9 protein-coding genes and 2 pseudogenes are annotated in these 12913 nt (G+C 63.6%); 8 read left to right on the top strand and 3 right to left on the bottom strand.

Annotated features, from left to right (window positions below; translation table 11 throughout):
• Positions 1 to 250: 250 nt before the first annotated feature.
• From D9599_RS28935 to D9599_RS28925, 3 genes are all read left to right on the top strand, one after another.
• On the top strand, positions 251 to 577 hold the full coding sequence (locus D9599_RS28935) for a hypothetical protein (RefSeq protein ID WP_198384805.1): 327 nt from the start codon (positions 251 to 253) through the stop codon (positions 575 to 577).
• Positions 571 to 747, top strand: coding sequence for a hypothetical protein (locus D9599_RS28930; protein WP_198384804.1), 177 nt, complete (start codon positions 571 to 573; stop codon positions 745 to 747). The genes D9599_RS28935 and D9599_RS28930 overlap by 7 nt, the downstream gene beginning before the upstream one ends.
• Before the next feature lie 1293 nt (positions 748 to 2040).
• Entirely contained in the window at positions 2041 to 6606 is a 4566-nt protein-coding gene (locus tag D9599_RS28925; RefSeq protein WP_198384803.1) for a choice-of-anchor I family protein, read from the top strand.
• A gap of 100 nt (positions 6607 to 6706) precedes the next feature.
• On the opposite strand, the pseudogene D9599_RS28920 reads toward D9599_RS28925, so the two are convergent.
• Positions 6707 to 7018 (bottom strand): annotated as a pseudogene (locus D9599_RS28920) (IS481 family transposase); the annotation flags it as partial.
• 134 nt (positions 7019 to 7152) lie between these two features.
• Here D9599_RS28920 and D9599_RS28915 point away from each other — a divergent pair.
• Positions 7153 to 8130 (top strand): annotated as a pseudogene (locus tag D9599_RS28915) (integrase core domain-containing protein).
• Between the two features lie 102 nt (positions 8131 to 8232).
• On the opposite strand, the gene D9599_RS28910 reads toward D9599_RS28915, so the two are convergent.
• A complete protein-coding gene (locus D9599_RS28910) occupies positions 8233 to 8751 on the bottom strand; it encodes a VUT family protein (protein ID WP_198384802.1) in 519 nt (172 codons plus the stop codon).
• A 618-nt stretch (positions 8752 to 9369) separates the two neighbouring features.
• Between D9599_RS28910 and D9599_RS28905 the strand changes: the two genes are divergently transcribed.
• The 4 genes from D9599_RS28905 to D9599_RS28890 all read left to right on the top strand — a co-directional run bounded on the left by D9599_RS28905 (position 9370) and on the right by D9599_RS28890 (position 12474).
• Complete coding sequence (locus D9599_RS28905) at positions 9370 to 9855, top strand: hypothetical protein (protein WP_198384801.1); 486 nt, start codon at positions 9370 to 9372, stop codon at positions 9853 to 9855.
• Positions 9856 to 9995: 140 nt separating this feature from the next.
• Positions 9996 to 10208: a dodecin gene (locus D9599_RS32605; protein ID WP_198384800.1), complete on the top strand. Its 213-nt coding sequence runs from the start codon at positions 9996 to 9998 to the stop codon at positions 10206 to 10208.
• A gap of 393 nt (positions 10209 to 10601) precedes the next feature.
• Complete coding sequence (locus D9599_RS28895) at positions 10602 to 10967, top strand: hypothetical protein (protein ID WP_198384799.1); 366 nt, start codon at positions 10602 to 10604, stop codon at positions 10965 to 10967.
• Positions 10968 to 12084: 1117 nt separating this feature from the next.
• The gene (locus tag D9599_RS28890) at positions 12085 to 12474 is read left to right on the top strand and encodes a PilZ domain-containing protein (protein WP_198384798.1); all 390 of its coding nucleotides are present in this window, start codon (positions 12085 to 12087) and stop codon (positions 12472 to 12474) included.
• A gap of 217 nt (positions 12475 to 12691) precedes the next feature.
• Here the strand turns inward: D9599_RS28890 and D9599_RS28885 are convergent, their stop codons facing one another.
• On the bottom strand, positions 12692 to 12859 hold the full coding sequence (locus D9599_RS28885; RefSeq protein ID WP_198384797.1) for a hypothetical protein: 168 nt from the start codon (positions 12857 to 12859) through the stop codon (positions 12692 to 12694).
• Positions 12860 to 12913: the final 54 nt, after the last annotated feature.

Here is a 12913-nt window from a genome sequence, read left to right as displayed (position 1 = left end):
AGGCGGCGAGGTGTCGGGCGCTTCGTTGCGTCCTGGGCACTAACAGAGCATTCTTCGTGCCAATTCAAAACGTTCCGACTAATCAATGGGATAGGCTGTCTTCCAATAGGAACGATCCGAATGTGTAATTTATGCCGACAGTTTGGACGCTAGGGGCAGGACGCGAGTGCCACTGTCCGGTGTTCCCGAATCGTTCTTGTTTGGCCTAACCTCCGTCGCCCCACTCCTGGGCAGCTGCAGGAAGTCAAGCATGAGCTACGACCACCTCTACAGACCTGAGCCCTGCACATCCTGGCCAGCCGCGCAGCTCCGCGCGGTCGGGATCACCTACCGCGAGGCTGCTGGCCAGGGGCGGGACGCCGCCGCCTGCCTCGAGCGCGCGGTCGCGGCCTATGTAGCGGCCGGCGGCGCGCGGCAGGGCTCCACGCGCGCGGTCCTCGACATGATCGCCTCGCTTGCGATGGAGGAGGGCGACTGGCTCTGGGGCCCGGCCCTAGCCCTGCGCGATCGGCAGGCACGTGCCGACCGGCAGCCAGACCTCTTTGAGCCGCCCGCGGACGGAGGAGCGCCGTGCTGACACTCCGCCCCACCTTACCGGAGCCGGTGCGGGATGCGCCGGGCCGCGCGGAACTGGCCACGATCTGGGATGGCCTGGACCAGGAGGGCCGCCGCTTGCTGCTCGCGCAGGCTCGCGCCGTGGCCGAGGTGACGGGACGAGTGCCACGGGGAGGCGATGCCAAAGCCTAAGGGCCGTCCCACCGCACCTGCGCGCGAGCACATCGGCTGGTGGCTGATGATCTAATGCGGATGCGGCTACCACGTGGACTAGCCGATAGCCCTACTGGTGGCGCAGCATCGCCCGGAGACGGATCTCTACAGGATCAGCACCCGGCCGGGCTGCAAGAACTGCGGGCGGCGCCCTGCCGGCGTTGCCCTGGTCGATCGGCCAGACCGGGTGACGGAAGGCTATGGCGGCGTTCGCGGCCGCTGCCTGGGGCGGACGGTTAGTGGCCGGCAGGACCGGGGCGGGAGGTGTTGCCAACGACCTCATCCGAGGAGGCTAGCGCGCTATGCTGCGCATCGGTGCTCCACAGGATGGTCGATCTTCGATCGATCTGCATCAGCAGATGCCCTGCTCATCGTTGCGCGCCGGCGGAGAGTGGTAAAATCATCATCGGCTCTGCTGCCGGAGGTTAGCAACGATGGTGTGTCAGACCCAACCTAGCTGGGCCCGTGCTCGTGCCCTGCTTGCCCGTTGCATGGATGAGCGCCGCAGACCCGCTTGCCACGATCGGCGACTTGGAAGCCGAAGCCGTTACCATAATGCACTTCATCGCCAATGACGTCGGTTCCAACACACGACCGGTGAGTTGGAGCCTTTTACACCGGCGTCGATGTGACGGATCCTGCGTGCCTGGGGCATCAGCCTGCCGGTCCGGAGGACCGGCGGACGTGACGGGCACGAGCGGAGAGGCGGCAGCGCCTGGAGCGCCCGCACCCTGCTCGGAAGTCACGCCGCTCGGGGCATTGGGCCTCAGAGCGGTGGACACATTTGGCTGCGGCGCGGGGGGGGGGCGAGGGCCGGCCCCGTAATTGGGCTGAGGGCAAGCACGAGCGCAAGGCCGTGCTTTCGCATAAAGGTCGTCCTGGGCGGACATGGCCATGCAGCCAACGTCCTCGCTTCTGGCTCGTTGCTTCGGGCATGTGTTCATCACCCGCAAGGCATCGGGTGAATGCCGCTTCGTGTCACAGACCCACCTGCAGTGTTGCCACCCCGCCGCGCAGCTGGCTTTGACCGTTCCAGGAAACTCGCCTCCTTGATCATGCGCGGTGCGGCAGGAGCCGCTGGCCTATGGCGAGGTGCGCTCACATTCAGGACCGCATCGCGAGGCGCGAGCGCTTGCAACAGTCAGGCTCCGACGTGCCACGCCGCCATGATCGACTAATGTCATAAAAGTATGCACGTCTAGATGGTTAACGCCCGGTAATGCCTGACCTGCTGAGACAGCCCGTGCTGCACCACAGGGAAGCGCAATCACCATGACCACCATCAACGGTAACCTCCTCTGGACACGAGACAGCACTGACACCCCTGCTGGTAGCGCGGAGGTCATTGCCTATGATCTTCGGACCGAACTCGTGCTGGTGCTCGGCCCAACCGGGGTAGACGCACTGGCCGCGGCTGACGGTGCGCTGCGCTTCAGCCTCCCTCGGGCTGATCTCGGCTCTCTCGGCACGGGCAACAGCGTGGGGATCCATGACGATGTGATCGCCGTCGCCTACGACGGTCCGACACCCGGTAGCAACGGCTTGGTCGCCTTCTATCGCATGGCTGCCGATGGCAGCGCCGCCGCGGCGATCCGTCAGGTGGAGGTCGGTGCGGTACCCGATATGGTGACCTTCACGCCGGACGGCAGTCGCCTGCTCGTCGCCATCGAGGGAGAGCCGAACGCGAACTACGGCGTGAATCCCTCGGGCGACCCCATCGGCGGGGTGGCGGTCATCGACGTAGCGACAGGCGCAAGTACCTTCATCGGCTTCGAGGGCTTCGACACCGAGGTACTGCGGGCCAGTGGCGTGCGGATTAACGGCGTGCCGGGCGTTACGGCCGCGACGGACCTAGAGCCGGAATACATCGCCGTTTCCGCTGACGGCACCAAGGCCTATGTCACCCTGCAAGAGAACAACGCGGTTGCGGTGCTCGACCTCGGCACGTTGACCTATACCAACATCTTCGCCCTGGGCACGAAGGACTACTCGCTTCCCGGCCAGGGGCTAGACCCGTCGGATCGGGATGGCGGCGCCAACATTGCCAACGCAAACCTGCGCGGCCTTTACATGCCGGACGGCATCGCTGCCTTCGAGTCTGGCGGGCGTACCTATCTTGTCACGGCCAACGAAGGCGATGCCTCCGAGTGGGGAAGCTACAGCGATGTCGCCCGCGTCAGTACGCTGACCCTGGACGAGGCGAGCTTCGGCGGCGCGGCCGGCGTCGCGGCGATGAAGGCTGCTGGCGCTCTCGGACGCCTCCAGGTCTCCAAGGTGGACGGCGACACCGACGGCGACGGCGACATCGACGTGCTGCACGCCCTCGGCGGTCGAAGCTTCTCGATCTGGGAGGTAACAAACAGCGGCCTGGTGCAGACCTACGACTCCGGCGACTTGATCGAGCGCATGCTGCTGCAGAACCGGCCGGACCTGTTCGACGACACCCGCTCCGACGACAAGGGGCCGGAGCCGGAGAGCGTCACGCTAGGCACGGTGAACGGCCAGCTCTACGCCTTCGTGGCGCTGGAGCGGGCGGACTCCGTCATGTCTTTCGCCATCAACTCGCCGATCGACGTCACCTATGCAGGGATTGTCGCGACGGACGACGCCCCGGAGGTGATCCACTTCGTCGCGGCCGAGGACGCGCCGGCCGGGATCGGCGGGCCGCTGCTGCTCTCGCCCGCCGAAGGATCCGGCGTCACCACCGCGCATGCCTTGGCGGAAACCGGCGGCAACTTCACGCTGCAGATCCTGCACGGCTCCGATTTCGAGGCGGGGCTTGCAGCGACGACGCGGGCGGGCCGCTTCGCGGCCATCGTGGACAAGCTCGAGGACAGCGTCGCGAACAGCATCACCCTCTCCTCGGGCGACAACTACATCCCGAGCCCCTTTAATGCCGCCGGCACCGATCCGAGCGTGAAGAACGAGCTCCAGGACCTCTATGCTTGGCTGCTGGGCGTGCCCGCCAGCGACTTCGCCGGGCTCGCCCTGAACCCTGCGAACGTCGATATCGCGATCATGAACGCCCTGGGCGTGCAGGCAAGCGTCTTCGGCAACCACGAGTTCGACTTCGGCCCGGCGGCGATGGCCGCGGCGATCGACTTCACCAAGGGTACGGGCACCACTGCGGCCTCGTTCACCTCGATCGGGGCGATGTTTCCCTATCTCTCGGCGAACCTAGACTTCGACGGTGAGTCGTCGCTGCGGACACTGGTGACGTCCACGCTGCGCGATTCGGCCAGCTATGCCACCACGGCTGCCGACCTAGCCAGCGGCGCGGCGCTGACCGCGGAGGCCGCCGACCAGCAGATTTCGCCCTGGACCACAATCGTGGAGAACGGCCAGACGATCGGGGTGCTGGGCCTTACAACCCAGATTCTCGCCTCCATCTCCTCGGTCGGCGGCGTGCGGGTGCTCGACCCGCAGGGCGACGGCGGGGTGGACAATACCACCGAACTGGCTGCGATCCTGCAGCCCTATGTCGACCAGATGACCGCTCAGGGCATTAACAAGGTGGTGCTGCTCAGCCACTTGCAGCAGTACCAGCTGGAGCTAAGCCTCGCGACCAAGCTCAGCGGCGTGGACGTCATTATCGCCGGCGGCAGCCACGCGGTCTTCGCCGATGGCAACGACGTGTTGCAGCCGGGCGATGCGGCGGCACAGAGTTACCCTGTCTTCGTCACCGGCGCGGACGGCAAGTCGACGGCGGTGGTGAACACAGGCAACGAGTACTCCTATGTCGGCCGACTGGTGGTCACCTTCGACGCCGACGGCAACATCATTCCCTCCAGCGTCGATCCCGCGATCTCCGGCGCCTATGCCACAACCGACGCGACCGTCGCCACCCTCTGGGGTTCCGAGGACGCCTATGCCGCCGGGACGCGGGGCGGCGAGGTGCGCGCGCTCACAGATGCCGTAACCGCCGTGATCAACCAGAAGGACGGCAACCTGCTCGGCTACACCGACGTGTACCTTGAGGGGCGGCGCGGCGAAATCCGTACCGAGGAGACGAACCTTGGGGATCTGACGGCCGACGCGAACCTCTTCGTGGCGAGGCAGGTCGATGCGGGCGTGACAGTCTCGATCAAGAACGGCGGCGGCATTCGGGCCGAAATCGGCTCGATCGGGCTCGGTGCCGAGGCGGGCGAGTTGCCGCCCCAAGCCAACCCCCCGGCCGGTAAGCCCGAGGGTGCGGTCAGCCAGCTCGACATCGAGAACTCGCTGCGTTTCAACAACGCCCTCTCGATCGTCAGCGTCACGGCGGCCGAGATGGCCCGGATCTTCGAGCACGCGGTCGCGGGTGTCGGACCAGGCGCGACGCCCGGGTCCTTCGGCCAAGTCGGTGGCGTCGCCTTCAGCTACGACCCGACTGCGACCTCCCAGATCCTGAACGCGGACGGCACGGTGCAGCGCGCTGGAGCGCGGGTGCAGAACCTCGTCATCTTGAACGATGATGGTGCCGTAATTGATACGGTGTTGCAGAATGGTGCCCTGGTGGGTGATCCAGGCCGCGCCATCAAGATGGTGACGTTGAGCTTCCTGGCCGACGGGGGCGACGGCTACCCGATCGGGCTTTACGCCGACAGCCGAATTGACCTACTGAACAATGCCGCCCTCGCCGAGGGAGCCGCAACCTTCGCCGCGAAGGGCAGCGAGCAAGATGCGCTGGCCGAGTATCTCAAGGTCGAGCACAGCACGGCCGATGCCGCCTTCGCCAATGCCGATACCACGCCGGCTGCCGATGAGCGGATCCAGAACCTTTTTTTCCATGCCGACACGGTGCTGCCAGTCCTGCAGTTCGGCGCTGCGATGGACGACACCGTGGTGGGGCAGGACGGCCGCGATATCCTGCTTGGGCTTGATGGTAACGACGTGCTGATCGGCCTCGGTGGTACCGACCTCCTGCTGGGCGGAACCGGCGACGACCTCGCCTTCGGCGGAAATGGGAGAGACACCATCTACGGCGAGGTGGGTAACGATCACCTGCGCGGGGATGCTGGCAACGACGTGCTTGTCGGCGATGCCGGCGCCGACATTCTCGTAGGGGGTGAGGGCAACGATCTTGCTTTCGGCGGCGACAACGCCGATGCGTTCTACGGCGAGGCTGGCAACGACCATCTTCGTGGTGATGACGGCAACGACTTCCTCATTGGCGATACAGGTGTTGACACCCTCGTCGGCGGATCTGGCGACGACCTTGCCTTCGGCGGCGCTGATGCGGACGAACTTTACGGTGAGGCCGGTCGCGACATCGTTCTCGGCGAGGCGGGCAACGACTTCGCTCTCGGCGGAGATGATGTCGATACCTTGTACGGCGGGGACGGTTCCGATCACCTGCGCGGTGATGGCGGCAACGATGTTCTCGTCGGTGATGCGGGTGTCGATACTCTCGTTGGTGGTGACGGAAACGACCTGGCTTTTGGCGGAGCCGATAACGACGCACTCCATGGCGAACTGGGCGATGACCATCTGCGCGGTGATGCGGGGACGGATACCATCTTCGGCGGCCTGGGCAACGACATCCTCGTCGGCGGGAATGGGGATGACTTCATCCTCGGTGGAGAGGGAGACGACGCGCTCTACGGCGAAGGGGGCCGCGACGTGCACATCTTCGAGGCTACATCGGGTCGCGACCTGATTTACGGCTTCGGACAAGTGGGGACGGATGACGACGTGTTGCAGTTCCGGCCCGGCACGTTCGCAACCTTCCAGCAGGTAATGGCCGCTGGCCGACAGGAAGGCAACAATGTCGTCATCAGCCTGTCTGGAACTGACATGGTAACGTTGGCTGGTATCTCGCTGTCCTCGCTCAACGAGAGCGACTTCGTCTTCGGCTGACTTAAAGCTCAGGACAAAACCTGCGTGTAGGCGTTGAGGAGGGATGGCGCTCCTCGTTTCTGACGACCTCTGGTGGTGGTGGAACCGCTGTGGCTGCAGAGTGCCGCTCTGGGCGGCGGTGCAGGGGCGAGCGCGTCAGATGCGAGGTTGAACGCATGCGTTAAACGGGCTGGAGGGCGTAGAGGCGGTCGTCCAGCGGCAGCAGGGTGTGTCGATGGAAGGCGATGATGATCGCCTCCTGCTCGGGTGTCAGGACGGTCGAGCGGGGCTCCTTTGGCCCCATCGGAGCATCGGCCGCCGTGGCCCTCTTGCGCCATTTCTGGACCGTGGTGGGGCTGACACCGGAGCGCCGGGCCAGGGTCCTTAGGCGCTCTTGTTATAGCTGGATCGCGCGACGAATCACCTCCGTCATGCGGGCGCATCTGACCTTCCCCCGTAGAAGCGGTCCGCCGATGGAGTGAGCCCGGCGGAACCGTGGAGGGTGTGGGGATGGCAAGGAAGCACCACAAGCCAGAAGAGATCGCTGCCAAGCTGCGGTAGGTCGAGGTGCTGCTGGCGTAGGGAAAGACGGCCGCTGAGGCGGTGCGCACGATCGTGACGTCCGAGCAGAGCTACTGCCGTTGGCGCAGTGAGTACGGCGGCCGAAGCTAGGCCAGGTGAAGCGCCTCAAGCAGGATAACGGGCGGCTCCGCAAAGCGGTCGCAGATTTGACGATCGAGAAGCTGGTGCTCAAGGAAGCTGCGTCGGGAAACTGGTAAGCGCCGCTCGTCGTCGGACCTGTGTCGAGCACGTCACAAAGGCACTGGACATCTCGGAGCAGTTTGCCTGCAAGGTGCTGAGGCAGCACCGCTCGACGCAGCGGAGGGCGCCGATGCAGGCCGACGATGGTTCAACGCACTGCATTGGACGCGCTGACCGGGAGCATCATTGTCCTGGCTCGGCAGTACGAGCGCTACGGGTATCGGCGGATCACGGCGCTACTCAGGGCCCAGGGCTGGCGGTGCAATCACAAGAGGGTGGAGCGTACCTGGCGTCGCGAAGGGCTGAAGGTGCCCGCCCGTCCGCCCAAGCGCTGGCGGCTATGGCTGGCTGACGGCTCCTGCATGCGTCTGCGGCCAGAGCGGCCGAACCACGTCTGTTCCTATAACCTCGTGGAGGACCACATCCGGGAGGGGTTCAAGTTCCGGATGTTGAACGTGGTCGACGAATATACCGGCGAATGCCTGGTCATGCGGGTGGGTGCCAGGACGGCGTTCATCGAGCCCGGCAGCCCCTGGGAGAACAGCTACGTGGAAAGCTTGACGGCAAGCTCCGGGACGAACTGCTTGATGCCGAGGTGTTCAACACTCTCCCCGAGGCAAGGTTCTCTTCGAACAATGGCGACGGCACTACAACACCGTTCGTCCGCACTCCTCGCTGCGCTACCAGCCGCCCGCGCCAGAGGTACTTCTGACATCACGTTTTCCATCTCCCGCAGGCCATTCCTCCACCAGCTCAGGACACGCCGCAGCCATGCTGCCTTGAAAAATCGCCTGGACCCCTTCGTGGGGGCTGGTCACCAGAGGTCGTCAGAAACGAGGAGCGCCATCCCTCCTCAACGCCTCAGTGCAGGTTTTGTCCCGAGCTTTAATTGGGAATGCTGCGGCGGCGCACCGTCAGCCAAGCAGCAAACCCGGCTGAAGCGTAGAGCTTGGCAAGGATTAGCCCCGGCGCCCACTTCGCCGAGCCGAACGCGAGGACGCTGAAGAGCAAGCTGTCGGCCAGAGAGCCTGCCAGTCCCGAGGCCAACACCGCCCAGGGCAGCGACCGCGACCGCAGCCGGTCATAGACAGCAAAATCCAGCAGTTCGGAAAGGAGGAAGGCCGCGGCTGAGGCGGTAGCGAGGGCAGGGGACAAGCCGAGGGACAAGGTCGCTCCCGCCAGGATACAGCCGAGGACCATGCCTCGCCCCGCGGCTTCCTGGAGCGCATCGCGCAGAGCGAGGGCGGCACCGATCAGCAGAACACCAGAGGGCGCCATGACGCCCGGGAAGACCGGAATGAGACAGGGGCCAGCCGGCATGCAGACAGTGCCCACGTGACCTATCAAGTAGTTTGCGGCGGGAATGCAGGCCAGAAAGGCCGCCGCCAGGAGGGTGCGCCGCATACGGGTTCCATTTGCTCGGGTTGGGGGTGTGCCTGCGAAGTACGGTCTGCCTCGCGTCAGGCGGTCAGCCAGGGACCGGGCTTATATGGACGGAGACAGGGCGGCGCGGAACCGGGACCACCACTGGATCATCGGCTCTGCCAACTCGCCCGTGTCCTCGGCGCTGTGCGATGTATGGATCTGCTGCTCTTTTTACTCGGGCCAGAGTTGTCCGTCGCGGCCCTCGAACTCTCCAGCCTTTCGGAAACGCCGACGACCCCGGACACGGCCTTCAACGTGTACCCTGACGAGAAGCGGATAACGTGGTTCTCATCAATTTGCGCGGGCATAGCAACTTTCAAGGTTTAGCGGGGCGTGGTTGGCCCGGTGGCATCGTGCAGGTCTATAATAGTGTGTGGTGACAACTGTGATGAGGTCTTTCTAGCCAAGGCGAACCATCCGGAGGCTCGTCCTTAGGTCGGTGCGGCCTTCGCTGTAGTCGACAATCACTTCTTTCAGCGTGTCGGGCGGGCCCTCGGCTGCGCGTACCCGCACCCGGTCTCCTTTTCTCAAGGGCCGGGCTCTCATTGTTGGCATCCCTCTAATAGATCGTCTGCAGCATCAATGGGATGCCGCGGGATGTCACCGGGCAAGGGACCGCCGCAGAGCGCGGGGAACTGCCGCTTCCACAGCGTGCCGCGCATCTCGAAGCAGCAACGAGGAACATTGATCGCGGCCAAGAGTATGCTGCCCCCGATCACGGTAATTTCGATTGCGCACAAAGGTCATGCAACCGCAGATTGTGAAATCAGCCACGTGGAAGTAAATACCGTGTCCATCGCCGTGTCGTCTGAAGAGCTCGACCAACATAAAGACGCATTCGCGATACGGCTTCAGGTTCTGGAGTTAGTAGTTGCCACTATCGCAGCGCGGTTGCCGAAGGAGGATGTAGAGGAGGTTGTGTCGGTGCTTGTATTCGTGGCGAATGCATCCGATGCAGCTTCTACTCTTGGGGCCTTCGCTGATCCTACGAGATCTGCTCTTGCTCAGCATTATGCGACTGAGATGCTCCAGCGGATGACTAAAGTCCGCAGGCGCAAACGTCGTCCTAGGTTTCCTAATTGACCCGACCCGGCGCTAGGACCAGCCGGAGGTTTAGAAGTCGATCTGGCTGACGAAGGTGGCGCTGGGGTGAGGCTGAGGAAGATCGAGCTATGAAGCGGGAGCTGTGCCGGGATCCGCAATAAGGCAGAAGGCACCCGGTTATGGAAGATCATGTCTATAGGCTCTTGGAGCTAGTCGGCACCTCTGAAGAGAGCGTCTCAGACGCAATCGATGCCGCAATTAGAAGAGCCGGCACCGCGGTGCGGAACATCAGATGCTCCGAGGGGGTTCAGGCTCGGGATGAGGTGGTGAACGGTAAGGTTGGCCGCTACCGGGTAACGCTCAAAGAGGGATTTACACTCGAGAAGCCATAGCCGAAGACAAGGCCATCACCCCTTGTTAGCTCAGCAGCAGCTGTAAGACGAATACCAGGGCGAGCAACGCACCACTACCGATGAAGCTGGTAAAAATCATCGATCCCACTGATTGCCCTCCCGTTCAGCATGACCACTCGGTATGATCGTTAATCGTAACGGCCTGGCCGACCTTAGGCTGCAGCCGGCCGACCACTTCTTATTGTTTCGCGAATACGGTTATGGTGGAGGGATGCTTTCTCCGGCTGAAGGCCGCAGGGACGGTGTCCAGTTGATGCCGGAGCACGGCATTGGGTTGGGGCGAGGCTGAGGAGCAGTGCCTGCACGCTCGGGAGCTTCCTGGGTGGAGCCGGTATGAACTGGAGCGCGGCTTATGGAGCATGCGGCTTAAGAATGACCCAGGCAGGCGTGGTGCCGCCAGGCTGGACGGCAACAGCCGATTACGTCTGGACCAGGATCCTTCCGATAAAAGAAGGGGAGCCTCCTTTGTTGCTGCGCGTGTTCCCTAATCCGTTAGAGGGTGCGTGGGACGAGCCGTGGCGCTGGGAGATCGTAGAGGCGGGCTATGGTGATGGGCTGCTAGAACCTGAGATCGACACAGGCGGGGCAACAGGCCTCGAGGCGGCCATGGAAGCTGCTTCCACAGAAGCAGCGGCCCATGTCGCAGGTTTGGCTGACGAGCAAGGCCGCCGCGCCGGGATGCTGGACAACGAGCTCAAGGATAATCGAGAAAGGTGGCGCAACTCAGGCGGGTCGTGACACCAACCGAAGCGTGACAAGGAGCCGTGTGATGTCCAGGGTCGTCAAGCTTGCCGGTCTGCTCCCAGCTATTGGGCTATCACTTGCGGCGTGCACGCAGAGTTCGAGCTCATCCGGCCAAGCCGTCGCTGCCACGCCTGAGGACCGGCTCTACGCATGTCAGATGAAAGGCGCTGAAGCAGAGGACAGGGTGTACGGACCCCTCGGCGACCTGAGCGTAGACAGCGCGCTTGTCAGGGCGCGGGTTACGGAGGACTGCCTCAAGGGCAGGCCTGGCCCAGTCATCATTGGAACACCTGGTCTGCGATAGTCAGCAATCGGTTAGCTTGGCGACCCTCACTGCTCCTCGTTTCGGAGAGGCGGCCGGGCCGGGTGGGGGGAGGACCGCTCTGCCCGGTCGCTCAGGCGGGTGCCGGCGTCGAGTTCATCGCCGGGAATGGGGGCAGGGTGGGATGGGGTATGCGCGCTGGTCTGATCGAGAATGACATCACCGCCGTTCCCTCACGCCGGCTGATCAAGAAGCGGCGGGGCGATTGGAGGCTCTGCCATGTGCCCGTCAGTGCGAAAGGGATCCTTGATGAAGAAGCCGTAAGGCGCGCAGTAGCTCGGCTACCCCTTCCTCGCGTACAGTACCGCGAGAAGCTCAGTGAGCAGTCCGTCAGCCTTGCTGAGGTTGTTCTGGCGAGCAAATAAAGCAAGGTCGTGCGCGGCTACTACGAACAAGGTTGGATCAGGTTCGTTGCGCCTTGCGGCTGCTTCGTCGCTATCAGCTTGATCTGCGGCCATCGGGCGATCTGACCTTTTGTTAATGTTTCATGCTGCCAGTTGGAACACTGTGCACAGTTACAGGCCATTTTAAGAGCTGAGGGATCACAAAAGGTTTCAACCGTTGCCGACAAAAAACCGGCTTAGTTCCTCTGCGTTCGGGACCCGCGATCACGGGCATGGGAAGGAAGTCATGCAAGATGGGCTAAATCCACCGGACGACGATACCCTTTCGCAGGCGACCGCCGAAGCACTGAAGAGGCTGCTCGCTGGCAGCGACCCAGCCCAAGCTCCAGCAGAACTTCTGCGGACACTACGGTGGCAGTTGGCGAGGGTCCTTGCTGAGGCGCCGATGGAAGGCGACGACGTAGCGGGGATCGAAATGCGTGCTCGCCTAGCGGTTGTGTTCGAGCAGGAAATTAGCAAGCAGGAAGCGCTCGTCGGATCGGCGAGCACAGGTTCGCAACATGCCCCGAGCTATGAGGAGAGGCGTCGGTGGCCGCGTTACCAAGTCCACTTGCGCGCACAGCTCCTGTCGGGTGCAGGTTCCTTCGACTGCACCGTCATCGACCTGTCCGAAGGGGGAGCTCAGATAGATGTTGCTGAGCCTATCCCCCTTTCGGCGGTTGCAGTTCTGAATATGGAGGACGGTGCGACCTATGTTGCACGGCGCCGCTGGGTGAACGGCACCCGGGCAGGGTTCGAGTTCACCGGACCACCGTTGGTGTCCAGTGAGCCATGATGAGCCGGCCCAGCACGGCTGGTCTCACCGCGCTCGGCCCCATCAACGACATCGATGAGCGAGAGGCGGTGGGGTCTTAACGCAGCATCTGCACTCGTGATCCGAGCGGCAAAGCCCATCGCCGCCCTTCTCTCGGCGTCGTTGGGACTCTGGTAGCGAAGATGACAGGGGGCTCAACCATGACCGATGATATGTAGAGCACCGCTCGCGTGGTGCCCTAGCGCGCGCTGCCGGCCGCCAAATATGCCGCGAGTGTCCGCTCAACGCAGGCTGCGGCGTCCAGCCCCTGGCCGTTAGCCTCGCGGTAGGTGATCCCGACCACGCGAAGCTGCACGGCAGACCAGGATGTGCAGGGCTCGGGCTTGTGGAGGTAGTCGTAGCTCATGCGTGGCTTTCCGATGCTGCCTTGGAAGCGAGGGTCGAGGGTAGGCTAAGTCAA

Origin of the sequence: Roseomonas sp. KE2513 (genome assembly GCF_016107305.1) — a bacterium.
In the GTDB taxonomy this organism is placed as follows: Bacteria; Pseudomonadota; Alphaproteobacteria; order Acetobacterales; family Acetobacteraceae; genus Roseomonas.
Note: the sequence above shows the minus strand (reverse complement) of the source record. Positions and strands in the feature narration are given on the sequence as shown.